A 24,363-nucleotide genomic window follows, 5' to 3' on the forward strand; every position below is an offset into this window, starting at 1 on the left:
GATCAATCGCTTGGACAACCATCATCTAAGCAACGTCGAGGGAAAGGGGTTCATTTCCAATTTCAGCTGTCCTTGGCGTCACTGCTTTGCGGCTTCGCAGCCTGCGCCTGCTGAATATTCTGATGTTGCTGGGCCTTGAGCGCCACTGCTTCCTGATGCTGTTCGAAGTTGGCTTGAACAGCCTCGTTCCGCGCCACGAATGCCGGCGATTCTTCCGCCATGGCCAGTGGGGACAACAGGATGGAAGACAGAATAATAGCGCCGGCAATACCCAATGATTTGGACATTTTGGAAAACCTTCTTGCGTCTGCAAGTTCGTTGGTGTGGCGCCAATATATAAAGCGAGGCGCCACTGAACAAGTGAAAATAAAGATAAGAGCCTTTACGAAACTTGTAACAGTGGCGGTAAATCAGGCGGGAAGGCTGATGCCAAAGGTGTTGGCGCCGTCCTGGCTGCGCACGAAAACACTGCCACCGTGCATCAGGGCGATGGCCTTGACGATGGCCAGGCCCAGGCCATGGTTGGCACCGCTGTTACTGCGCGAGGCGTCCACGCGGTAGAAGCGCTCGAACAGTTTGGGCAGGTGTTCGGCGTCGATCTGCGGCCCGGGGTTGCTGACTTCGATGTCTACCTGCTGGTCGTGCGGGGCGATGTGCACGTCGATCTGCTGGCCGGCGGCAGTGTGCTGCACGGCGTTGCTCAGCAGGTTGATCAGCGCCCTGCGCAAGTGGGCGCGCTCAATGTGCACCTGGGCATCGCCGCTGACGTGCACGCTGATCTGCGCGTCCTCGAGGATGAAGTCCAAGTATTCCACTGTGGTGGCCACTTCCTCGGCCAGGGAGCTGGCCGTCAGTTGTGTGGCCTTGCTGCCCTGGTCGGCGCTGGCCAGGAACAGCATGTCGTTGATGATGCTGCGCAGGCGCTCCAGCTCTTCCAGGTTGGACTGCAGCACTTCGAAGTAATGTTCGGCCGAGCGGCCCCGGGTCAGGGCGACCTGGGTCTGGCCGATGAGATTGGTCAGCGGCGAGCGCAATTCATGGGCGACGTCGGCATTGAAAGCCTCAAGGCGCGAATAGGCCTGGTCCACCCGTTCCAGCGACGAGTTGAAGGCCTGCACGAATTCACTCAGTTCCGGCGGCAGCGGCGACAGTTGCAGGCGCCCGGACAGGCGTGGCGGCGCTAGCTTCTGCGCCTCGCGCGACAAGCTCACCAGCGGCCGCAGTCCCACGCGCGCCACCCAGTAGCCCAGTGCCGAGGCCAGCAGCACGCCCAATGCCGCGAAGCTGATCAGCGCGATTAGCAGCGTGTGCTGGGTTTGCGAGAAGGTATCGGTCTCGATGCCGGCCAGAAAGCGTAACGGCGGACGCCGGTCCACTGCGGGCAGGGCGTTGACCAGCACCTTGAGCGGATAGGTGTGTTCGGCCAATGCCAGGTCGCGCTTGCCAGGTTTGCCCAGGGCGAAGTCGCGGACCTGCTGGTCGGGGTGGCCGTATTCAAAAGAGGGGTCGCCGCTGACCACCCAGAAGTGCAGGCGCCGGTCTTCCTCCTCCAGCAGCCGCAGTTTGGCGACGATCTTGGCCCAGCGCTCGGGCGAGCCATCGCGGGTCAGCACCGATTCGAGCACGCTGTAACGCGCGTCCAGTTCGGCCTCGGGCAACAGGCCCAGGCTTTTGTCGACCTGGCGGTACAACGCCCAGCCGATCAGCAGGAAAATCACCACGGCCACCAGGGTGAACAGTGCGCTCAGGCGCACGGCAATGGAGTTAGTACTCACGGCGGCTTTCCAGCACGTAGCCCATGCCACGGATGGTGTGCAGCAGCTTTTCCTCGAACGGGCCGTCCAGCTTGGCGCGCAGGCGCTTGATGGCTACCTCAACCACGTTGGCGTCGCTGTCGAAATTGATGTCCCAGACCATTTCGGCAATGGCCGTTTTCGACAGGATTTCGCCCTGACGGCGCGCCAGCACGCTGAGCAGGGAAAACTCCTTGGCCGTCAGGTCCAGACGCTGGCCGGCGCGGCTGGCCTTGCGGCTGATCAGGTCGATCCACAGGTCGGCGACGCTGATCTGCACCGGTTCGTGGCCGCCGCTGCGGCGGGTCAGGGCCTGCAGGCGGGCCACCAGTTCCAGGAACGAAAAGGGCTTGCCCAGGTAATCGTCGGCCCCTTCGCGCAAGCCGCGGATACGGTCTTCCACGCGCTCGCGGGCGGTCAGCATGATCACCGGCGTCTGCTTGCGCGCACGCAGGGCGCGCAGCACCCCGTAGCCGTCCAGCCCGGGCAGCATTACGTCGAGGACGATCACGGCGTAATCGCTTTCCAGTGCCAGGTGCAGGCCCTCGATGCCGTCAGGCGCCAGGTCCACGGTAAAGCCTTGTTCGGTGAGCCCGCGGTACAAATAGTCGGCGGTTTTCTCTTCGTCTTCGATAATCAGGATACGCATGGTCCGCTCTCAATGGCCGGCCGGCAGCGCCGCGGCGGGTGCCGCCTGGCGCCGGTGGAACAGCCGCTCCAGTTGCAAGTATATGACCGGGGTGGTGAACAGTGTCAGTGCCTGGCTCACCAGCAAGCCGCCGACCACCGCCATGCCCAGCGGTTGACGCAGCTCGGCACCGGCGCCGAAGCCGAACATCAACGGCAGGGCGCCCAGCAGCGCGGCCAGGGTGGTCATGATGATGGGACGGAACCGGGTGATACAGGCCTTGAAGATCGCCTCCTGGGGTGACAGCCCCTCGTGACGCTGGGCCTCCAGGGCGAAGTCGACCATCAGGATGCCGTTCTTCTTGACGATGCCGATCAGCAACACCAGGCCGATCAGCGCCATGATCGAGAAGTCCTGGCCGCACAGCCACAGCATGATCAGCGCCCCCAGGCCGGCCGAGGGCAGGGTGGAAATGATGGTCAGCGGGTGCACGAAGCTTTCATACAGCACACCCAGAATGATGTACACCGCCACCAGCGCCGCCAGGATCAGCCACGGCTGGCTGGCCAGCGAGCTCTGGAACGCCTGGGCCGCGCCCTGGAAGTTGCCGGTGATGGACGCTGGCATGCCGATTTCGCTCTGGGCGCGGTTGAGGATTTGCACCGCGTCGCCCAGGGCCACGCCCGGTGCCAGGTTGAACGACAGGTTGGCGGCCGGGAACATGCCGTCATGGGCGATGGACAGTGGGCCGATGGTGGGGGCGTCGACCCGCGCCAGCGCCGACAGCGGCACCATTTCATTGGTCAGCGGCGAGCGCAGGTAGAAGAAGTTGAGGCTTTCGGCCTTGCCGCGCTGGGCGGCGTCCAGTTCCAGCACCACCTTGTACTGGTTGGTCTCGGTCTGGAACTCGTTGACCTGACGCTGGCCGAAGGCGTCGTACAGGGCCTGGTCGACATCGGCGGCGCTGAGGCCGAAGCGCGCGGCGGCGCTGCGGTCGATGCTGATGTGAGTGATGCTGCCACCCAGTTGCAGGTCGTTGGACAGGTCGCGGAAGGCCGGCAGCGAGCGCAGTTTGTCGGTCAGGCGCTGGGCCCAGAGGTTCAGCGTGGGGCCGTCGTTGCTTTTAAGCACGTACTGGTACTGGGCGCGGCTGGGGCCGGAGCTGAGGTTGATGTCCTGCCCGGCGCGCAGGTACAGGACGATGCCCGGCACCTTGGCCAGTTTTGGCCGCAGGCGGTCGATGAACTGGCTGGCCGACACATCGCGGTCGCCCCGGTCTTTCAGGGAAATCCAGAACCGCCCGTTGGCGATGGTCTGGTTGCTACCGGTCACCCCCACGGAATGGGAATAGGCCTGCACGGCCGGGTCGGCGCTGACAATCTTCGCCAGCTCCTTATGCTTGGCGATCATGTCCGGGTAGGACACATCGGCGGCGGCCTCGGTGGTACCCAGCACGAAACCGGTGTCCTGAATGGGGAAGAAGCCTTTGGGAATGAACACGTAGCCGCAGATCGCCAAGCCTACCGACAGGCTGAAGATGCCCAGCATCAGGCGCTGATGCGCCAGCGCCTTGCGCAAGTAGCGTTCATAGCCCGCCAGCAGGCGTTCGCCGAAACCGGGCTTGGCGTTGGCGTGATGCACCGGGGCGCGCATGAACATGGCGGCCAGGGTAGGGGCCAGGGTCAGCGACACCACCACCGAAATCAGGATGGTGGAGGTGGCCGTCAGGGCGAACTCCTTGAACAGCCGACCCACCACGCCGCCCATGAACAGCAGCGGAATGAACGCGGCCACCAGCGAGAAACTGATCGACACCACGGTGAAGCCGATTTCGCCGGCACCCTTGATGGCGGCCTCGCGCATGCCTTCGCCGGCCTCCAGGTGGCGGTGGATGTTTTCCACCACCACGATGGCGTCGTCCACCACAAAGCCCACGGCCACCACGATGGCCACCAGGGTCAGGTTGTTGAGGCTGAACCCCAGGGCGTACATCAGCGCAAAGCTGGCCACCAGGGAAACCCCCAGCACGCTGGACACGATCAGCGTGGCCGACCACTGGCGCAGGAACAGCGCCATCACCGCCACCACCAGCAGCACGGCGATCAGCAGCGTGGTTTCCACCTCGTGCAGCGAAGCGCGAATGGTGCGCGTACGGTCGGTCAGGGTGGTGACCTTGACCGAGGCCGGCATCATCGCCTGCAAGCCGGGCATGGCCGCCTGCACACGCTCGACCGTCTCGACAATGTTGGCGCCCGGCTGACGGGTGACCACCAGGTTCAGCCCGGGCTGGTCGCCGGACCACGCCTGCACGTAGGCGTTTTCCGAACCGTTGATGACTTTGGCCACGTCAGTCAGGTGCACCGGTGCACCCTCCTTGTAGGAAACGATCACCTGGGCATAGTCGGCCGGCTGGAACAATTGGTCGTTGGCGGAAAAGGTCGACACGCTGGAATCGCTGTACAGGGCGCCCTTGGCCAGGTTGAGGCTGGTGTTCTGCAGCGCCACGCGCACGTCGGCCAGGGTCAGGCCGATGGCGGCCAGTTTGTCGGCCGAGGCCTGCACGCGGATGGCCGGGCGTTGCTGACCGGTGATGTTCACCAGGCCCACGCCCTCGATCTGGCTGATCTGCCGGGCCAGCAGGGATTCGGCGTAGTCGCTCAGCTCGGTGCCAGGCATTTGCGAGGAGCTGATGCTGTAGATCAGCACCGGGCTGTCGGCCGGGTTGACCTTTTTCCAGGTGGGCAGGGTCGGCATGTCCTTGGGCAACAGGCCGGCGGCGGTGTTGATGGCCGCCTGCACTTCCTGGGCGGCGGTGTCGATGCTCTTGCCCAGGGAGAATTGCAGGATCAGGTTGCTGGTACCCAGGGCGCTGGTGGAGGTCATCTGGGTCATGCCCGGGATGGCGCTGAACTGCACCTCCAGGGGCGTGGCCACCGAGGAGGCCATGGTCTGCGGGCTGGCGCCCGGCAGCGCGGCGCTGACCTGGATGGTGGGGAATTCTGCCTCTGGCAGCGGCGCCACCGGCAAGCGGGGGAAGGCAATGCAGCCCAGCAGCACCAGGGCGAAGGTCAGCAGCAGGGTGGCCACGGGGTGGTCGATGCACCAGCCTGAAACGCCGCCGCGGCCGGTCATGGCTGCGGCTCCGCGGCGGTGTCGGCAACCGCAGGCTGCTGCGGCTTGACCACTTCGATCTCGCTGCCTGGCTTGAGCCGTGACTGGCCATCGCTGACCAGGGTGTCACCGTCGGCTACGCCGTCGATGACGGTGCGTTCGCTGTCCTGATACAGCACCTTGACGGGCACCGACTCCACGGCGGAACCTTTGACCCGGTACACGTAGTGATTGTCCACGCCGCGCTGCACCACCTGGGGCGGTACCACCAGGGCATCACGCAGCACCTGACTCTCCACGCTGACGTTCACCAGTTGCCCTGGCCACAGCTTCTGCTCGCCGTTGTCGAACTCGGCCTTGGCGCGGATGGTGCCGGTGGTGGCCGATACCTGGTTGTCGATCAGCGTCAGGTGACCGGTGCCCAGCAGGTTGCCGTTCTCGCTGTCGCCATCGACGAAGGCTTTTACCTGTGCCGCATCGTTGCCATGGGTAAGCGCCAGCAAGGTCGGCAGGGTTTGCTGCGGCAGGGCGAACTCCACGGCGATGGGGTCGATCTGGGTGACGGTGAACAGGCCCTGGGTGTCGGTGACACGCAGGAAATTGCCCTCATCTACGGTGCGGATGCCGACGCGGCCGGTCACCGGGGAGCGGATCTGGGTGTAGGAAAGCTGCACCTGGGCGGCGGCGATGGCCGCCTGGTTGCCCTGAATGGTCGCCTTGAGTTGGTCAACCAATGCCTGTTGCTGGTCCAGGGTCTGGCGCGAAACGCCATTGTCGACGCTCAGGTCCTTGTAGCGCTTGAGATTCACCCCTGCCACCTGCAGTTGCGCCTGGCTCTGGCCCAGTTGGGCGCGGGCCTGGTCGAGGCTGGCGCGGATGGCGCGGTCGTCGATGCTGGCCAGCAGGTCATCCTGCTTGACCCACTGGCCTTCCTTGACGGCCAGCTTGGCCAGGATCCCGTCGATCTGCGGCCGCACGGTGACGCTTTGCAGTGATTGTACGGTGCCGATGCCAGTGAGGTAGCGGGGCACGTCCTGGCGGGTGACCTGTACCACGCGCACAGGGATGCTGGTCGCGGCAGCAGTCTTGTGCACCGGCTTTTTCCAATACCACAGGCCGGCGCCCAGCAGGGCAATGACGATCAGGGCCAACAGCAGATTTCTTGTTATCGGTGTGCGCATTCGGGTGGGACGCCAGGGTCGTGGGCGGGAATGGGGTAGTACTGCTCTTTATATAGTGGCAATCGGGTCGTCACCATGACCGAACGCTGTCAGTTTTGTCAGGAAGAGCGGCGCCGAGGCGGGTCAAGCGGAAAGGATCAATTCAGACGTTTCCTACAAGCAGATGGGAAACGGCCAATAGCGATCGTTTTTCGTTGTGGAGACACTTGGTTACGTTTCCACTTATTGCAGAGGTAACCCCTTGATTCCACGCAACCTGGGCGCATGGTGCAAGCCCGTGGCGTTATCGATGCTGGTGCCGCTGTTGCTGCTGGTGCTGCACTACCTGCCACTGACACCCGGCGCCAGGGCATGGTCCGCCACCCTGGGCGGGATGGCGTTCTGCCTGGCTGCGCTGGTGCGTGACAACCTGTGGTTCACGGGTTCGCTGTTTGCTGCATTGCTGGTCAATGTGGTGTCGCTGGCGCTGGCCAATGACCGCGACGCGCTGATGCCGCTGGTGACGTTGCTGTACCAGTTCGTGTGGTTGTGACGCTCAGGGCTTGCGTACATTCATGATCGAATCCCACTCGCTGACATGCGCCGTGCGGCGTTGCTTGTCGAACAGGCACAGTTCGCGTCCCAGGGCGTTTTTCATGTGCGGCTGGGGGTAGCGTCCCTGGATCAGGATGGCGCTGTAGCCCACGGCATCGTCGAACTCGGCCGGGCGCCCCACGGCCTGGGCAGTCTTGAGCTGGCTGGCGGCCAGGCAGGTGTTGATCACGTCGTCGTCGTGGGCAGCCCAGGCTTGTTCGCTGGACGCATGGGCGGTGCCAAGGGTGGCGGCCAGGGCCAACCCATAAAGTGCTGTCTTGTGCATGAACGGGTCCCGGAAATAAAGAAGCGGATTATGCATGAGCGCCGCTGGTGACCCGCAGCTGGCGTTGTTACTGAGTATAACGACGAACTTCGATCATGCCGGCCCGTGCATACAAGCTGAGGGCGTTGGCGTTGTCGGCCAGCACCGTGAGGTCGACGAAGGCCTCGTCGCGGCGGCGGTAGGCGTTGAATAGATCATTAAGCAGTGCCTGGCCCAGCCCCTGCCGGCGGGCGCCCGGTTGCACGGCCAGATGACGAATGAAACTGCTGGTCCAGCCCATGGCAAAGCCTGCCAGGCCAGCGGGGCCGTAAGCCAGGCGGCACAGGCGCGGGTCGAACTCGGCATCGCCGGCCAGTTGCGCCAGCCAGCCCGTCAGTTGGGTGTTGGCTTCCACTTGCTGGACGCTGAGCAGCAGATCCAGCACGGCTTGTGCCCGTGCCTCGTCCCAGGGGCGCAGTTCAATGCCTTGGGGCCATTGCACGGCTGCTTCGGCAATCGATAGCGCCTGACGCATCAGGATGCATTCGGCCACGGCCGGGGTCTCAGTTGTCCAGGCCGATCACCGCACGGGCGGCGCGTATCAGGCATTGGGTCAGCTCCGGCGACGAGAACTTGGTCAGTACGGCGTTGGCGCCGGCGGCCTTGGCCTTTTCACTGTTCATCTTGCTGTCCAGCGAGGTGTGCAGCAGCACGTACAGGTCTTTGAAGTCCGGGGTTTCGCGCAGGGTGCGGGTCAGGGCGTAGCCGTCCATCTCCGACATCTCGATGTCCGACACCAGCACATTGATCTGCCCGGGGGTGCCCTGCAGTTCCAGCAAGGTGTCGATGGCGTCGCGGGCGCTGCGGGCCGTATGGCATTCCAGGCCCAGGTTGCGCAGGGTCAGCACCGATTGCTGCAACGCTACCTGACTGTCATCCACCACCAGGATATTGGCCTGGGCCAGCAGCATGGCGTCGTCTTCACTGAGGGTTTGCGGCGCGGCGACGATCGGCGCCGGGGCGATGCCATGAATGACCTTCTCGATGTCCAGCACCTGCACCAGCGAGCCGTCCACCTGGGTGACGCCGGTGATGAACGACTTGATCCCGGCGCCGTAGGGCGGTGGGCGAATGTCGGTGGTCAGGCAGTGAATGATCTTGCTCACGCCCTGAACGTGCAGGCCCTGCTTGGAGCGGCTGATGTCGGTCACGATCAGGCAGCCGCCGCTGGGGTCGAGCAGGGGCATCTCGCCAATGGCCCGGCTCAGGTCGATCACCGACAGGGAATTGCCCCGCAGGGTGGCCACGCCTTTGACGTGCGGGTGCGATTCGGGCAGCCGGGTCAGGGGCGGGCAGGGGATGATTTCGCTGACTTTCAGCAGGTTGATGGCCATCAGCTTGCCGCTGCGCAAGGTAAACAGCAAAAGTGACAGTGAGTCTGCGCGGGCATTCTTGGACGACATGGGGACCTTCTCTGTCAGACCGGTTTCAATTCGATGCCAGGTTTATCGACCTGCCAAGGGCAGGCTTTAGGCCATTAGGCGGTTAGTTACATATCTCTGGGACCGAGCCCCTATTTGATGCCCAGGCGTTTGGCCAGGCGGCTGAGGTTGGCGCGGTCCAGGGCCAGCTCGCGGGCGGCTGCGGCCCAATTGTGCCGATGACGGGTCAGGCAGGCCTGGATCAGGCGGCGCTGGAAGGCGTCTGTGGCCTGGCGCAGGTCGATATCGGTGGCGGGCAGCTCCACGGCATCTGGCGGTATCGCTTCGATCCCGACCTGGGCTGTGCGCAAATCCAGATCTGCCGCGCTCAGGGTGAGGATAGCCGGGCGCTTGCCGGCCTGCCCCAAGGCCCTCAACGAAGCCCGACCGATCAGGTGTTCCAGCTCCCTGACGTTGCCCGGCCAGCCATACGCCATCAACGCATCCTGTGCGTCGGGGCTCAGGCGCAGGCTGTTGAGGCCCAGGCGCGAGCGATTCTGCTCGAGGAAGTAACCGCTGAGCAGCAGGATATCGGCGCCGCGTTCGCGCAACGGCGGCACCTGTAGCGGGTAGACGCTGAGCCGGTGATAAAAGTCCGCCCGGTAGCGGCCTTCGCGCACCTCTTCGGCCAGGTCGCGGTTGGTGGCGGCGATCAGGCGCACGTCCACCTGGTGGTCGCGGTCCGAGCCCAGACGCTGCAACTGGCCGCTTTGCAGCACGCGCAGCAGCTTGGCCTGCACGCTCAGGGACAGTTCACCCACTTCATCGAGAAACAGCGTGCCGCCGTTGGCCAGTTCGAACTTGCCGCGCCGGTCGGTGGTGGCGCCGGTGAATGCGCCGCGCACGTGGCCAAACAGTTCGCTTTCCACCAGGGTGTCGGGCAGCGCTGCGCAGTTGAGGCTGATCATTGGCTGCCCGGCCCTGGGCGAGGACTGGTGGATGGCCTGGGCGACCAGTTCCTTGCCCACCCCGGTCTCGCCGGTGATCAGCACGGTCAGGTCGCTGCCGCCCACCAGGCGGACTTCATCGCCAAGGCGTTGCAGTGCCGGACTTTGGCCGATCATTTCTCCCGGCTGCGGGGTGCTGGCCTGGCGGAATTGTTCGGCACGCTGGTGCTCGTCCTCGGCGCGCATGGCCAGGTGCTCGATGCGCTCGGCCACGGTCACGGTGGCCGCAGCCATGCTGGCAAATGCCTGCAGGGCATCCAGGTCCAGGCTGTCGAAGCGCTGCGGGTCCAGGGCGTCCAGGGTCAGTAGGCCCCAAGGGCGCTCGTCGACAAACAGCGGGCAGCCCAGGCAGTCGTGCACGTGCAGGTCTTCGTGCAGGCCTTCCACCAGGCCGTCGTAGGGGTCGGGCAAGGTGGTGTCGCTGTCGAAGCGGGTAGGGGTGGGGCTGGCCAGCAGGATCTCGAAGCGTGGGTGCTCGCTGACCTTGAAACGCCGCCCCAGGGTGTCGGTGCTCAAACCGTCCACGGCCAGGGGTACCAGCCATTCGCCGTCAAGGCGCAGTAGGGCGGTGGCGTCGCAGGGCAGCAACGTGCGCAGGCTTTGCAGCAAACGTCGGTAGCGCTCGCGTTCGGGCAGGTCACGGGACAGGTCCGAGACCAGGGGGAGGAGGGCGGTGAGCAGCGGCTTTGCAGTCATAATGACCTCGTGTAGTCATTATGACTGTAGCTTAATATGAGTCATTTTGACCATATAATAGTTAAGTTATTGATCTATATAGAAAAAATAATTGGCACGAAGCGTGATAGGTACTGAGCAACCTTTTCTACTCTCGGTTCCAAGGAGTCACCCCCATGCTCAGTGCCCAGGATCGCGCCATCGTCAAATCCACCGTCCCGTTGCTGGAAAGCGGTGGCGAAGCGCTCATCACCCACTTCTACCGGACCCTGCTGGACGAGAACCCGGGCGTGCGCCCTCTGTTCAACCAGGCCAACCAGGCCAGTGGCGACCAGCCACGCGCCTTGGCCAATGGCGTGCTGATGTACGCGCGGCATATCGATGAGCTGGACCAGCTGGGTGGTCTGCTGGCGCGCATCATCAACAAGCACGTGGCCTTGCAGATCCAGGCCGAGCATTACCCTATCGTCGGCGCTTGCCTGTTACGTGCCATCGAGGAGGTGCTGGGCAGCGAAATCGCCACCCCGCAAGTGCTCAGCGCCTGGGGCAACGCCTATCAGCAACTGGCCGATATCCTGATTGCGGCCGAGGCCGAGGTGTACCAGCAGAAGGCCAAGGCCCCAGGTGGCTGGCGCGGTGGCCGCGACTTCAAGTTGGCGGCGCGGGTGGAGGAAAGCGCGGAAATCGTTTCGTTCTATTTCGAACCGGTCGATGGCCAAGCGATTCTCGACTTCACCGCAGGCCAATACATCGGCATCAAACTGATGATCGAGGGCGAAGAGCATCGCCGCAACTATTCGCTGTCGGCGCTGGCCAAGGCTGGCCACTACCGCATCAGCGTCAAGCGCGAAGCGGGCGGCAAGGTTTCCAATTTCCTGCATGACCATCTGCAGGTGGGCGATCGGGTGCAGCTGTTCCCGCCGGCGGGCGAGTTCGTGCTGCAGGCGGGCAGCAAGCCGCTGGTGCTGATCAGTGGCGGCGTGGGCATTACCCCGACCCTGGCCATGCTGGAGGCAGCATTGCCCACCGGGCGCCCGATCTACTTTGTGCACAGCGCCCGCAATGCGGCAGTGCAGGGGTTCCGGGCCTGGGTGGACAACCTGGCTTCGCGGCATCCGCAGCTCAAGGCTTTCTACTGCCATGCCGAGGCGGGCGGCCAGGCGGATGCCATCGGCTTGCTGGACCAGCCGCTGCTGGCGCAGTGGCTGCCTGCGGATCGCGATGTGGATGCCTACTTCCTGGGCCCCAAGGGCTTCATGAAGTCGGTGAAGGGCCACCTGAAGGCGCTGGGCGTGCCGGACGGGCAGGCGCACTATGAGTTCTTCGGCCCCGCCGCCGAACTCTGACCGCGGCCGTAGCTCGCAAAGACCGCGGCGCCTGCATCGCGGCCAAGGCCGGCTCCTACGCCATCCGTGGTAGGAGCCGGCCTCGGCCGCGATGCAGGCGACGCGGTTTTTCTGGATCACGGCGTCGACGCCATCGCGAGCAAGCTTGGCTCCCACCGGGTTAACGCAGGGTTAATGGCGCTGCGCTTAACTCCAGCAACCTGCGCCAAACCGGGAACCATCGCCTTTTTTCAAGGTCTTGGTGAGCGTGTAGACTGGCGAGCGAAATGAATCGTTAGCCAACCCACACCAATGAAGGGACGAGCAATGAGTGATGTGAACACCCAGCTGAGCCGCGAGAAGCGTTTCCTGGTCTTGCTGGGCATCATCTGCCTGGCACTGATCGGCGGTGCGCTGTACATGCAGATCGTGCTGCAGGAAGCCCCGTGCCCGCTGTGCATCCTGCAACGCTATGCGCTGCTGCTCATTGCCCTGTTCGCCTTCATCGGCGCTGCCATGCCCGGCAAGCGCAGCGTCACGGTGTTCGAAGCCCTTGTGGTGCTCAGCGCCCTGGGCGGCATGGCGGCGGCGGGTAATCATGTCTACGTGCTGGCCAACCCTTCGGTAAGCTGTGGCGTGGACGTGCTGCAACCCATCGTCGACGGCTTGCCGCTGGCCAATGCCTTGCCACTGGTGTTTCAGGTCAGCGGCTTCTGCACCACACCCTATCCGCCCGTGTTGGGGCTGTCCTTGGCCCAGTGGGCTCTGGTAGCCTTCACGCTGACGGTCGTCCTGGTGCCGCTGGGTATCTATCGCAACCGTCGCAAGGCCTGAAAACGGGCCGCTCAAGGTCAAGTTACAAATCATTAATCGTGCCGATTTAGCCGCCCGCGCAGGGCGTGACCGATAAGCACAGACCTTTTGTAAGGGCTTTATCCCTAGCAAACATAGGCTTTTCGGGGTGTGGCAGGGGGTGCGACATCGTGTCGCAATCCCTTGAAACTCGCGTTCATTGTTACACTAGCGGAAACTTATTGTTGCTAAATAAGCCATAGTCAATGAAACCTGAGGTATCTACAATCCCCGCAAAATCCGCTGGGCCAGGCTTTGCAAGCCGCTCGACGAACGGTCTAAACCACCCTTCGACAGCGCTGCAGGCCACGTCAAGCGCGGGGTTGAGAGCCCACCTTGTGTTTCCGCACCCAAATGGATTTGGTCTGCAGACAGGCTAATGCCGACTAACCTGCTTAGCCTGCAAAGGCACAATAAGAAATTACCGTACCACACAGGTCTGCCAACAGCAGCAGCTGATCTCTAGGCATGCCCGTATCCAACTCGATAAATGCTGACGCTTGGCAGGACGAAGTGTTGGCGATCAAAACACAATTGCACTGATGCAAGCTGCTTAGAGGTCGTGAGATGAGCAAAAAGCGTTACCCCAGACTGTTTGGCATATTGCCCTTTTTCGGCATGCTTTTTCTCGGTGGATGCAAGTGGACCCTGCTTGACCCGAAAGGGCCGATCGGTCTCGACGAGAGAAACCTGATCATTATCGCTACCCTGCTGATGCTGCTGGTGGTGGTACCCGTCATTGTGATGACCGTCGTGTTCGCGTGGAAATACCGCGCTACCAACACCGCGGCCAAGTACACGCCGGACTGGAGCCACTCCAACAAGATCGAAGCGGTCATCTGGGGCGTTCCCCTGTGCCTGCTGATCGTGCTGGGCGTGATCACCTACAAGTCCACCCACGCTCTCGACCCGTATCGTCCGATCGAGTCCGACGTCAAGCCAATCACCATCCAGGTGGTTTCGCTGGACTGGAAGTGGCTGTTCATCTACCCGGACCAGGGTATCGCCACTGTGAACAAGGTCGTGTTCCCGGCCAACACGCCAGTTAACTTCCGCATTACGTCTGATTCGGTGATGAACTCGTTCTTCATCCCGGGCCTGGGCGGCCAGATCTACTCGATGGCCGGCATGACTACACAGCTGCACCTGCTGGCCAGTCAGCCACATGAATTCGATGGTATCTCCGCCAACTACAGCGGCGAAGGTTTCACCGGCATGAAGTTCAAGGCACTCGCCACCACCCAGGCGGATTTCGATGCATGGGTCAGCGAAGTCAAGAATTCACCTAAACAGCTTGATTCGGCTGAGTACGCTGCCCTGGCCAAACCAAGCGAGAAAAATCCTGTCGCGCTTTACTCCACATACGCGCCAAACCTGTTCCAGACCATCATCAAAAAGTATGAAGGCATGAACCCAGGTCACATCGCGCATGAAGGCAAAGAAGTCGCCGGCATGGAAGGTATGGAAGGTATGGACATGGGTTCGCATTCAGCTGCTGGGGCAGAGGAGTAAACGATGTTTGGTAAATTAACTTTGGAAGCGATCCCCTTCCATGTCCCGATAGTCATGGTGACGCTCGCCGTCATCGCGCTGGGTGGACTGGGGTTGGTCGGGCTGATCACTTACTACAAGAAATGGTCCTACCTGTGGACCGAATGGCTGACTTCGGTCGACCACAAGAAAATCGGCGTGATGTACGTCATCGTTGCCATGGTCATGCTGATCCGTGGCTTTGCCGACGCCATCATGATGCGTTCGCAGCTGGCGCTGGCCGCCAACGGCGGCGAAGGCTACCTGCCGCCTGAACACTATGACCAGATCTTCACCGCTCACGGTGTGATCATGATCATCTTCATGGCGATGCCTTTCTTCACTGGCCTGATGAACCTGGCCCTGCCCCTGCAGATCGGCGCACGCGACGTAGCGTTCCCGTTCCTGAACTCCCTCAGCTTCTGGCTGCTGGTATCGGGCGTGGTCCTGGTCAACCTGTCCCTGGGCGTCGGCGAATTCGCCCGTACCGGCTGGGTTGCCTATCCGCCGCTGTCCGAACTGGGCTACAGCCCGGGCGTGGGTGTTGACTACTACATCTGGGCACTGCAGCTGTCGGGTATCGGTACGACCCTGACCGGTGTGAACTTCCTGGTGACCGTGCTGAAAATGCGCACCCCTGGCATGAAACTGATGGACATGCCTATCTTCACCTGGACCTGCACCTGGGCAAACGTCCTGATCGTGGCTTCGTTCCCGATCCTGGCCGCCACCATGGCACTGCTGACCCTCGACCGTTACCTGGACTTCCACATCTTCACGAACGAGTTGGGCGGTAACCCAATGATGTACGTGAACCTGTTCTGGGCATGGGGTCACCCTGAGGTGTACATCCTGATCCTGCCGGCCTTCGGCGTGTTCTCGGAAGTCATCTCCACGTTCTCCGGCAAGCGTCTGTTCGGCCACGTGTCGATGATTCTGGCTTCGGGCTGCATCGCGGTACTGGGCTTCATGGTGTGGCTGCACCACTTCTTCACCATGGGTTCGGGCGCCAGCGTCAACTCCTTCTTCGGGTTGGCAACGATGCTGATTGCAATCCCGACGGGTGTGAAGCTGTTCAACTGGCTGTTCACCATTTACCAGGGCCGCCTGCGCTTCACCGCGCCGGTGATGTGGACCCTGGGCTTCATGATCACCTTCTCGATCGGCGGCATGACCGGCGTACTGCTGGCCATTCCTGGTGCTGACTTCGTTCTGCACAACAGCCTGTTCGTTGTGGCTCACTTCCACAACGTGATCATCGGTGGTGCTGTATTCGGTTACATCGCAGGCTTCGCCTTCTGGTTCCCGAAAGCGTTCGGTTTCACCCTGTGCGAGAAGTGGGGCAAGCGCTCCTTCTGGTTCTGGATCTCGGGCTTCTACGTTGCATTCATGCCGCTGTACGCCCTGGGCTTCATGGGTATGACCCGTCGTCTGAACCACACCGACAACCCGGACTGGACCCCGTACCTGTACGTGGCCATGGGCGGTGCGGTACTGATCCTGTGCGGTATCCTGTGCCAGTTCATCCAGCTGTACGTGTCGATCCGCGACCGCGAGCAGAACCGCGACGTGACCGGCGACCCATGGAACGGCCACACCCTGGAATGGCAGACTTCGTCGCCACCTCCGTTCTACAACTTCGCTACCCTGCCAGTTGTAAGCGACATCGACGCATTCACCGATGCCAAGCGCAAAGGTACCGCGTACACGGTTCCGGCCAAGTACTCGGATATCCACATGCCTAACAACACCGCCAGCGGCCTGGTTATCAGTGCCTTCCTGACCGTGTTCGGTTTCGCCATGATCTGGCACATCTTCTGGCTGGCCGCCATCGGCCTGGCCGGTGCAGTGATCTACTTCATCATCCACGCCGCGCGTGATGATCAAGGCTACATGGTCCCTGCAGCAGAAGTGGCTCGCATCGAAGGCGAACGTCAACAAACCTTGGCGAAAGCAAACGTGGCCGGTGTCTCCAAGACCCCAGTCAACGCGCTTGAACAGGCTTAAACAATGTCGAACATAGTATTGAACGCTGGAACTGCCCATGGTCACGACCATGGGCACGACGACCACGAACACCATGATGCGGGTCCCATGACCGTATTTGGTTTCTGGATCTACCTGATGACGGACTGCATCCTGTTCGCATCGATCTTCGCTGCCTACGCCGTACTGTCGGGCAACGTTGCAGGTGGTCCGTCGGGTCACGACATCTTCGAACTGCCGTACGTACTGGGCGAAACCGCCTGCCTGCTGCTCAGCTCCATCACCTACGGCTTCGCCATGCTGGCGCTGCACAAAGGTAACAAGGGCGGCGTGCTGGGCTGGCTGTTCATCACCTTCCTGTTCGGCCTGGGCTTCATCGGCATGGAAGTGAACGAGTTCCACAAGCTGATCGAAGAGGGCTTCGGCCCGTCGCGCAGCGGCTTCCTGTCGGGCTTCTTCACCCTGGTCGGTACTCACGGCGCGCACGTTACCAGCGGTCTGCTGTGGATGGCGGTGATGATGTACCAGGTCTCGAAACACGGCCTGACTCCGACCAACAACACCCGTCTGAGCTGCCTGAGCCTGTTCTGGCACTTCCTGGACGTGGTCTGGATCTGCGTGTTCACCGTTGTCTACTTGATGGGGACTCTGTAATGGCTAACGCTCATTCCCACGACACTGGCAGCCACGGCAGCTTCAAGTCGTACATGATCGGTTTTGTACTGTCGATCATCCTGACCGCGATTCCATTCGGTCTGGTGATGTACCCGACGTTCTCCAAGTCCGCGACCCTGGTCCTGGTCCTGGCGTTCGCAGTGATCCAGGTGCTGGTGCACCTGGTTTACTTCCTGCACCTGGATCGTAGCGAAGCGCAGCGCAACAACGTGATTGCGTTCGTGTTCGCCGGCATCGTCATCGCGCTTCTGGTTGGTCTGGCGCTGTGGATCATGTTCAGCATCCATACCGTCATGATGGCGCACTGAGGAAAACTGCATGTCCGTTAAGCACTTTATCCAAATCACCAAACCGGGGATCATTTTCGGTAACGTGCTTTCTGTGGCAGGCGGCTTTTTCCTGGCCTCGCAAGGGCATGTAGATGTTGCCCTTTTCCTGGCCACGGTGATTGGCACTTCACTGGTGGTGGCGTCGGGTTGTGCATTCAACAACTGCATTGACCGCGACATCGACGTGAAGATGGAACGCACCAAGAACCGCGCACTGGTCCAGGGCCTGATCTCGCTGAAGGTCGCCCTGGCCTACGCCACCCTGCTGGGTGTGGCGGGCCTGGCCATGCTGTACAAAATGGCCAACCCGCTGGCGGCCTTGGGCGGCCTGATCGGCTTCATCATCTACGTGGGTTTCTACAGCCTGTACCTGAAGCGCAAATCGGTACACGGTACCCTGGTCGGCAGCCTCTCCGGAGCCATGCCGCCCGTCATCGGGTACGTTGCCGTGAGCGGTCACTTCGACATGGCTGCCTTGACCCTGCTGGTGATGTTCAGCCTCTGGCAGATGCCGCATTCCTATGCCATCGCGATCTTCCGCTTCAACGACTACCTGGCCGCATCGATTCCGGTGCTGCCGGTCAAGCGTGGCATCGTTGTAGCCAAGAAACACATCCTGCTCTACATCCTGGCGTTCCTGCTGGCTACCCTCATGCTGACCCTTGGTGGTTATGCAGGCATGAGCTACCTGGCAGTGGCGGCAGCGATGGGCATGTACTGGTTGTACATGGCCTGGACCGGTTACAAGGCAGTTGATGACAAGGTGTGGGCACGCAAGCTGTTCGTGTTCTCCATCTTCACCATCACGGCCCTGAGCGTGATGATGTCCCTGGACTTCAAGGCGCCGACGGAGCTGTTGCTGACCTACGCTCACTGAGTGTTGTGAACGCTGACTCGATCGCTGTCCTGCTACACCGAAAACGCCCCGTACCGAAAGGTACGGGGCGTTTTTGTTCGTTCGTCGACCTATCACAAACCTGTAGCCGCTGCCGCCAGGCTGCGCTGGCCCTGATGTACGCTGTAGATCCAGGGCGAGGCATAGCGGCTACGGTAGATTTATGATTTGCGGGATAATTACCTGAATATGTCAGTGTTTTAAGGTGAAATATCTGGTTCTACTGTAAATAATTCAAATATCCCTGAATGGGGGCTGGACAACCTTTCTTCCCCAGGCTTATTGTTTGCCTCTGGCCAGCGCACTGGCCGCGTCGCTCGGACGGTTCCGGGCGCTTACGTTTCGAGGTTTCAACATGGCTGACAACGGTTCTTCGCCGCGCCGCTTTTCGCGTATCGATCGTCTCCCCCCTTACGTCTTCAACATCACTGCCGAGCTCAAGATGGCTGCCCGCCGCCGTGGCGAGGACATCATCGACCTGAGCATGGGCAACCCCGACGGCGCCACTCCGCCACACATCGTGGAAAAACTGGTCAGCGTCGCCCAGCGTGAAGACACCCACGGCTACTCGACTTCGCGTGGCATCCCCCGTCTGCGTCGCGCCATTTCGCGCTGGTACGCCGACCGCTATCAGGTCGAGATCGACCCTGAAGACGAAGCCATCGTCACCATCGGCTCCAAGGAAGGCCTGGCGCACCTGATGCTGGCCACCCTGGACCAGGGCGACACCGTGCTGGTGCCCAACCCCAGCTACCCGATCCACATCTATGGTGCCGTGATTGCCGGCGCCCAGGTGCGGTCGGTGCCGCTGGTGCCAGGCGTGGACTTCTTCGATGAGCTGGAACGGGCCATTCGCGGCTCCATTCCCAAGCCGAAGATGATGATTCTGGGCTTCCCGTCCAACCCTACCGCCCAGTGCGTGGAGCTGGATTTCTTCGAGCGCGTGGTGGCCCTGGCCAAGCAGTACGACGTACTGGTGGTGCACGACCTGGCCTACGCCGACATCGTCTATGACGGCTGGAAAGCCCCGTCGATCATGCAGGTGCCCGGCGCCAAGGACATTGCGGTGGAGTTCTTCACCCTGTCCAAAAGCTACAACATGGCGGGCTGGCGTATAGGCTTCATGGTCGGCAACCCCGAACTGGTCAACGCTCTGGCGCGCATCAAGAGCTACCACGACTACGGCACCTTCACGCCGCTGCAGGTGGCGGCCATTGCCGCGCTGGAAGGCGATCAGCAATGTGTGCTGGACATCGCCGAGCAGTACCGCCAGCGCCGCAATGTGCTGGTCAAGGGCCTGCACGAGCTGGGCTGGATGGTCGAGAACCCCAAGGCGTCGATGTACGTGTGGGCCAAGATCCCCGAGCAGTACGCCCACCTGGGTTCGCTGGAGTTCGCCAAGAAACTGCTGGCCGAGGCCAAGGTGTGCGTATCGCCCGGCATCGGCTTTGGTGAATACGGTGACGACCACGTGCGCTTCGCGTTGATCGAAAACCAGGACCGCATTCGCCAGGCCATTCGTGGCATTCGGCAGATGTTCCGAGCCGATGGCGTTTCAAGCGCTTAATCCGCGTTGCCCTCATCGCGAGCAAGGTCGAGCGCGACCCCGGTTGCTCCCACAGAGTAAAGCCTTACATCGATTGTTGGCTCACCACTGTGGGAGCAACCGGGGTCGCGCTCGACCTTGCTCGCGACGAGGGCGATGCGGTTTGTCAGCGTTGTCCGCCTCACTGATAGGTCACGGTGAAATTGGCGGCGCTGTTGGCAGAACCGGGTTCAGGGCTTTGCTCAGTGGTTTGCACATAGCGCGCTTTCAACGGCACCAGGGTGGTGCCGTTTTCAATTCTGTTGAGACGGACTTCCTGGCCCAGCACCATCGGCGTGCCGTCGGGCTGCAACACCTGCACACCCACCCCAGACGCCGTGGAGTCTGGTTTGAGGCCCAGCACGCCTTGTGCGGCATCGATCACCGGGGCGCCCTGGGCGGGGTCGAGTCTGATGTTGGCGTAATTGCCTTTGAAGTAGTTCCAGGCATAGGTATCTTCAGTGTGGCCCAGGCAGCCATGCAGGGGGATGTCGAACTGCACTGATTGGGTAGCGCTGCCTTTGCCTGTAAAAACGTTCTTGTCGTGATCACCCAGGCGCACGTCGATTTGCTTGAACGGGGCGCCCGGCAGCTCACACCCGGACACGGTCACGGCAGCCTTCAGGGTTCCGGTTGCCCATTGCGTGCCGTTGTAATCGATGCTGTACAGCGTCTTGTTGATCACATGGCGGCCCAGGTCAATGGGGCCGGTCTTGACCAGGTAAACCGTCGATTTGTTGTAGTACGGATACTGCGGCGTGGAACCGCCCTGGGGGCATATCTCGCCGGTAAATGGGAAGAAGGCATCGTTGGGGAGGATGTACTGACCGGACAGGCAAATCCAGCCGCGGGTGTGCTGCACCGCGATGCCGATGCCTTTCACCCCGGAGTCGTACAGGTGGTCCCCTTTGCTGATGGAGGTGTTGCTTTGCGCGGCTGCGGTTATCGACGCCAGCCGCGGACCGATCAGCATGTGATGGCCGACACGGTTGCGGGGGCATTCGATGGAGTAAGCCTGACCCGCCGCGTTCTGAGCAATTTGCGAGCCCGGCGGAGCATCGCGCGGGATGAACACCTCGCCCATATCGTGCTGGTTGACCGTGTTGGGTGGGGGGCACACTGCCCATGCCGCCGGGGCGGCGAGCAACACGCCGGTGGCGGCGCAATGGGTGAAGATGCGGTTCATGGTTGCGGCTCCTGTGGGGCGAGGGATGTGCACATGGCCCCGATAGTGGGGTAGTGTCCCTGGGCCGGCGGCTGGGGCCAGGGGATCGAGAAGTGGCACTGCTGCGTGTTGCCTTGCCCCCAACGCGCGATGAACACCTGGTTGTCTGGCTTGATCGATAGCAGTACTTGCCCGCCAGGGCCGACGACCGCGACCGTCTGGGCGCCAACCATGACTTTGCTGCCGAACGGTGGCGTCGCCCCGTTGGCCAGTTTCAGCACCGCCACCACTTTGTCCGAACGGCTGGCTTGGAACACTGCCTTGACCACCGCGCCACGGCGCGGCACCGCGTAGCCGACACCGTTGTCGATATCGACCTGGGTATCGACCAGGCCACTGTCCAAGGCCAGGCGGTTCTTGCGATAGGGGGTGAGGAAGGGTACCAGCAGGTATCCTTTGGCATCCGTGAGCGATGCCGGGGCATTCATCACGCCAACATCGGGTGTGTCCGGGACATGTACCAACGCCATGGTTTCCCCGGAAGTCTGCCCCAGCACCAAGCCATCGGCGTGGGCCAGCAGCGACCCGGACGCGCTGACAGTGGCCTGACGGTAGCCGCTGCCATGGCTGAGGCTGGCGCCCATTTGCGCGTAGGGCGCCAGGTAGTTCAGCGAGCCGGTGGCAGCGTGGGTGCCCCGGCTGGAATGGCTGAGGTCCAAGTTATAGCCCAGGTGCTCTTGGCCTGCCACGCGCCCGTTCAGGCCCGCGCGCTGGTCCAGGCTGGCATCGGCATTGCGGGTTACGCCGTAGCTGGCGTTGCTGCCGTTGCCCAGCGGCACCGACAGGGTCACGGCCAGCATCTTGTCCTGGCCGTGGTTGTCGTCCAGGGCCTTGCTGGCATAGACGCCGAAGTTCAGGCCGCGCCAGTAGCCGTTGTAGCCCAGCTGTAACTGCTGGTCCTGACGCCGTGTGCCCCAGTAGTCCTGCTGGCTGAGGTTGAGGTACATCGAGCCCTTGGCCAATGGCTGGGCAACGCTGGCTTCCAGCTTGCTGCGCTTGGTGTAACGGCCGCCGGCCAGCGGGTGCTGTTGGGCAACGGCTTCGGGAAAATCACGGTAACCGCGGGTGGAATAGCGATAGCCGGCAAAGCGCACCGAGGTGCCGCTGGCGAAAGCCTTGCCGAATCGCCAGCGATAGCTTTGGCCGTGGTCGGTCGGCCCATGCGGGTTGTCAGTGACGGCGTGGCTGACATCCACCGACAGGGCGCCCAGGCTGCCCAGGTTCTTGCCCAGGCCCAACTGCCCTTGCTGATGAAAGTCTGCGCCAAGCACGCCACCGTAAAGGGTGAAGTCCATGGGCAGGCCGTAGGCAAGCGACGCCTGACCGAAGGGCGGCTGGTTTTCGTCACTGCTGTTGTAGCGGCCATAGGCGGCACTGTAGCGCCAGATGCCTCTTCGCAGCAGGTTGCCCAAGGTGGCATACGGTTGGGTAAAACGCTGTTCGCGGCCATCGGCTTCGGTTATCAGCACTTCCAGTTCGCCGCTGCCGGCCGCCGCAGTGAGGTCGCTGATCTCGAACGGGCCCGGCGGCACGTAGGTGGAATACAGGGCATAACCGTTCTGCTTCACATCCACCCGCGCGTACGTTTGCGCCACGCCACGGATGATGGGCGCGTAGCCTTGCAGCGAGTCGGGCAACATGCCCATGTCGCTGGCCACCTGCACGCCGCGCAGTGGCAGGCTGTCGAACACATCGCCCGGGGTAAAGCTTTCGCCCAGGGTCAGTGTGCCCAGCCGCCCTGGCAGGTCCCGCTGTGCATAGGTGCTGGTGCGCTGCCAGCGCCGGGTGGCCTGGCCGTCCTGGGACAGTACCGAGTTGGCCCGCAGCCGCCAGCCAGCCACGTTGAGGCCGCTGCGGGTGTAGAGACTGTACTGGGCGCTCTGGCCCTGCTGGTCGCTGTGGGCCTGGGTGGCATTGAACTGGTAATTGAGCAGGCCGGCGTTGATGCCGCTGTCCCATTGCTGCTCTGCCACATAGCCGATGGCATCGCGCCGCAGGGCAATCTGTGGCACTAACAGGTCCAGGGTCAACTGGTTGCCATCGAAGCTGACCGAGGCCCCTGGCACCGCAGCTTCCAGCTCGACGCAGCCTGTGGGCGCCAGCGTCCCGGCGCCTCGATCGTAGCCCTTGACCCCCAGTTCATCCAGCAGGGCAGCGGTCAGGCAGGGCCTGACCTCGTCGCGGCCCTCAGGTTTCGCGAACGTGACCTGGCGACGGTCAAAGAAGCTCTGGTTCAAGCGCAGGGTAACGGGGTAGGTGCCAGGACCGATGACGCTGCTGCGGGTGATGGCGTCCAGGTCCAGGTTGGGGCCAGCGCCTGTGCCGGCGAAGGGTTGCAGGAAACTGCTGTCGAATTCGGCACTGTCAGCCAGTACCGGGCAAGCGCCGAGGGCGCTGGAAAGGGCGAGCAGGCAGCGCAGCCGGTCGAGCGCGCGCACGGGGGCCGGCGTTGTGTTGTGGGCGTTGGGCATGATGGTTTCAACTCGACGCGGCCACTGCGTCACAGACGGCGTCGTCAGCAGTGGGCGTCAGCGCGCCAATGTGGGCAGGTCTACGCGGGCGGGTTCGGTGTAGCCGCCATGGTCGTTGATGGCTGAAAAATACACGGCATCGGGGTGTGCCCCCGGTGCCAGCGTGACCGGATACTCCTTATGGGAAAACGGCGCGACCATCATTGGGGCGGCGACCTCGATACGCTGCTTGCCGCTGCCGATCTGGATGTCGATGAAGGACACATGGAAGGCTGAAGGGTTGTCCACCCTGAGCATTGACTTGCCATTGCTGCTGGACCACGACCAACTGAGCGTTGGCAGGGCGTCAAGCAGGCTGCCCTTGAGCCCGGCAGGGCGGTAAAACAGTTTGATGCGGGTGCGCAGCGCCACCTTGAGCACATTGTCCTCGGCGCTGGCGGCGGGAATTTCCTGGGCGTTGAAGTAGAACACCGACTCGCGATCGGTTACCGGTATGTTGCCGGTACGCACGACGCGCACCAGCTGTTCCTTGCGCCCCTCCAGGCGGAACAGCGGGGGCGTTGCGATGAAGGGGGCCGCCAGGCTGTTGTCGTCCGCTTCGGTGTTGACCCAGGTCTGCACCGCGTAGGGGCGGGTGGTGGCATTGCCCAGGGTGATTGAGACGTCGTTGCGCTGGCCTTCGAAGATCAGCCGGGTATGGCTCAGGCTGATGCCGGCCACAGTGTTGGCGCTGGCCAGCAGCAGGAGTGCTGCCAGGCTGGTACGCAGGTAGGGATGGAACATGGCGGTTACCTCGGTCGCGTCCGCGGATGCCGCGCCTGTCGGGCAGGCGGGCA

Annotated in this window: 21 protein-coding genes; 9 read left to right on the top strand and 12 right to left on the bottom strand. The window is 62.4% G+C overall.

Features of this window, described 5'->3' with window-relative positions:
* Positions 1 to 62 precede the first annotated feature (62 nt).
* The 5 genes from ACZ9GA_RS02170 to ACZ9GA_RS02190 form a co-directional block, all read right to left on the bottom strand.
* Complete coding sequence (locus ACZ9GA_RS02170) at positions 63 to 287, bottom strand: hypothetical protein (RefSeq protein ID WP_457357436.1); 225 nt, start codon at positions 285 to 287, stop codon at positions 63 to 65.
* Between the two features lie 123 nt (positions 288 to 410).
* The gene (locus ACZ9GA_RS02175) at positions 411 to 1,775 is read right to left on the bottom strand and encodes a heavy metal sensor histidine kinase (protein ID WP_457357434.1); all 1,365 of its coding nucleotides are present in this window, start codon (positions 1,773 to 1,775) and stop codon (positions 411 to 413) included.
* Positions 1,765 to 2,442, bottom strand: a complete 678-nt coding sequence (locus ACZ9GA_RS02180) for a heavy metal response regulator transcription factor (RefSeq protein WP_457357433.1) — start codon at positions 2,440 to 2,442, stop codon at positions 1,765 to 1,767. Before ACZ9GA_RS02180 ends, ACZ9GA_RS02175 begins: the two co-directional genes overlap by 11 nt.
* Before the next feature lie 9 nt (positions 2,443 to 2,451).
* Positions 2,452 to 5,553 carry a multidrug efflux RND transporter permease subunit gene (locus ACZ9GA_RS02185; RefSeq protein WP_476226187.1) on the bottom strand — a complete coding sequence of 1,034 codons (3,102 nt, stop codon included), beginning with the start codon at positions 5,551 to 5,553 and terminating at the stop codon, positions 2,452 to 2,454.
* Positions 5,550 to 6,713 (bottom strand): efflux RND transporter periplasmic adaptor subunit, encoded by a 1,164-nt coding sequence (locus ACZ9GA_RS02190; RefSeq protein WP_457357431.1) that lies wholly within the window; start codon positions 6,711 to 6,713, stop codon positions 5,550 to 5,552. The genes ACZ9GA_RS02185 and ACZ9GA_RS02190 overlap by 4 nt, the downstream gene beginning before the upstream one ends.
* A 241-nt stretch (positions 6,714 to 6,954) precedes the next feature.
* Here ACZ9GA_RS02190 and ACZ9GA_RS02195 point away from each other — a divergent pair, with 241 nt between their 5' ends.
* Complete coding sequence (locus ACZ9GA_RS02195; RefSeq protein ID WP_457357429.1) at positions 6,955 to 7,245, top strand: hypothetical protein; 291 nt, start codon at positions 6,955 to 6,957, stop codon at positions 7,243 to 7,245.
* Between the two features lie 3 nt (positions 7,246 to 7,248).
* On the opposite strand, the gene ACZ9GA_RS02200 is transcribed toward ACZ9GA_RS02195, so the two are convergent.
* The 4 genes from ACZ9GA_RS02200 to norR form a co-directional block, all read right to left on the bottom strand.
* A complete protein-coding gene (locus ACZ9GA_RS02200) occupies positions 7,249 to 7,572 on the bottom strand; it encodes a hypothetical protein (protein WP_457357427.1) in 324 nt (107 codons plus the stop codon).
* Between the two features lie 67 nt (positions 7,573 to 7,639).
* Positions 7,640 to 8,104, bottom strand: coding sequence for a GNAT family N-acetyltransferase (locus ACZ9GA_RS02205; RefSeq protein WP_457357425.1), 465 nt, complete (start codon positions 8,102 to 8,104; stop codon positions 7,640 to 7,642).
* 10 nt (positions 8,105 to 8,114) lie between these two features.
* Positions 8,115 to 9,014 carry a chemotaxis protein CheW gene (locus ACZ9GA_RS02210; protein ID WP_457357423.1) on the bottom strand — a complete coding sequence of 300 codons (900 nt, stop codon included), beginning with the start codon at positions 9,012 to 9,014 and terminating at the stop codon, positions 8,115 to 8,117.
* A gap of 110 nt (positions 9,015 to 9,124) precedes the next feature.
* Complete coding sequence (norR, locus tag ACZ9GA_RS02215) at positions 9,125 to 10,675, bottom strand: nitric oxide reductase transcriptional regulator NorR (RefSeq protein ID WP_457357421.1); 1,551 nt, start codon at positions 10,673 to 10,675, stop codon at positions 9,125 to 9,127.
* 155 nt (positions 10,676 to 10,830) lie between these two features.
* On the opposite strand from norR, the gene hmpA reads away from it, so the two are divergent.
* The 8 genes from hmpA (at position 10,831) to alaC (ending at position 19,813) form a co-directional block, all read left to right on the top strand.
* Positions 10,831 to 12,000 (top strand): NO-inducible flavohemoprotein, encoded by a 1,170-nt coding sequence (gene hmpA, locus ACZ9GA_RS02220; protein ID WP_457357419.1) that lies wholly within the window; start codon positions 10,831 to 10,833, stop codon positions 11,998 to 12,000.
* 306 nt (positions 12,001 to 12,306) lie between these two features.
* On the top strand, positions 12,307 to 12,813 hold the full coding sequence (locus ACZ9GA_RS02225; protein ID WP_457357417.1) for a disulfide bond formation protein B: 507 nt from the start codon (positions 12,307 to 12,309) through the stop codon (positions 12,811 to 12,813).
* 585 nt (positions 12,814 to 13,398) lie between these two features.
* Positions 13,399 to 14,343 (top strand): ubiquinol oxidase subunit II, encoded by a 945-nt coding sequence (gene cyoA / locus ACZ9GA_RS02230; protein ID WP_027978977.1) that lies wholly within the window; start codon positions 13,399 to 13,401, stop codon positions 14,341 to 14,343.
* 3 nt (positions 14,344 to 14,346) lie between these two features.
* Entirely contained in the window at positions 14,347 to 16,368 is a 2,022-nt protein-coding gene (cyoB, locus tag ACZ9GA_RS02235) for a cytochrome o ubiquinol oxidase subunit I (RefSeq protein WP_457357415.1), read from the top strand.
* 3 nt (positions 16,369 to 16,371) lie between these two features.
* Positions 16,372 to 17,001, top strand: a complete 630-nt coding sequence (gene cyoC / locus ACZ9GA_RS02240; protein ID WP_027978975.1) for a cytochrome o ubiquinol oxidase subunit III — start codon at positions 16,372 to 16,374, stop codon at positions 16,999 to 17,001.
* Complete coding sequence (cyoD, locus tag ACZ9GA_RS02245; protein ID WP_027978974.1) at positions 17,001 to 17,330, top strand: cytochrome o ubiquinol oxidase subunit IV; 330 nt, start codon at positions 17,001 to 17,003, stop codon at positions 17,328 to 17,330. Before cyoC ends, cyoD begins: the two co-directional genes overlap by 1 nt.
* Positions 17,331 to 17,340: 10 nt before the next feature.
* On the top strand, positions 17,341 to 18,228 hold the full coding sequence (gene cyoE / locus ACZ9GA_RS02250; protein ID WP_457357413.1) for a heme o synthase: 888 nt from the start codon (positions 17,341 to 17,343) through the stop codon (positions 18,226 to 18,228).
* A 373-nt stretch (positions 18,229 to 18,601) separates the two neighbouring features.
* Positions 18,602 to 19,813: an alanine transaminase gene (gene alaC, locus ACZ9GA_RS02255; protein ID WP_457357411.1), complete on the top strand. Its 1,212-nt coding sequence runs from the start codon at positions 18,602 to 18,604 to the stop codon at positions 19,811 to 19,813.
* A gap of 160 nt (positions 19,814 to 19,973) precedes the next feature.
* On the opposite strand, the gene ACZ9GA_RS02260 is transcribed toward alaC, so the two are convergent.
* The 3 genes from ACZ9GA_RS02260 to ACZ9GA_RS02270 are packed head-to-tail and all read right to left on the bottom strand — an operon-like array spanning position 19,974 to position 24,310.
* Positions 19,974 to 21,017: a fimbrial protein gene (locus ACZ9GA_RS02260; RefSeq protein WP_457357409.1), complete on the bottom strand. Its 1,044-nt coding sequence runs from the start codon at positions 21,015 to 21,017 to the stop codon at positions 19,974 to 19,976.
* The gene (locus ACZ9GA_RS02265; RefSeq protein WP_457357407.1) at positions 21,014 to 23,527 is read right to left on the bottom strand and encodes a fimbria/pilus outer membrane usher protein; all 2,514 of its coding nucleotides are present in this window, start codon (positions 23,525 to 23,527) and stop codon (positions 21,014 to 21,016) included. The genes ACZ9GA_RS02260 and ACZ9GA_RS02265 overlap by 4 nt, the downstream gene beginning before the upstream one ends.
* 57 nt (positions 23,528 to 23,584) lie before the next feature.
* Positions 23,585 to 24,310 carry a fimbrial biogenesis chaperone gene (locus ACZ9GA_RS02270; protein ID WP_457357405.1) on the bottom strand — a complete coding sequence of 242 codons (726 nt, stop codon included), beginning with the start codon at positions 24,308 to 24,310 and terminating at the stop codon, positions 23,585 to 23,587.
* Between the last annotated feature and the right edge of the window lie 53 nt (positions 24,311 to 24,363).

Source organism: Pseudomonas sp. TE3644 (assembly GCF_056278815.1).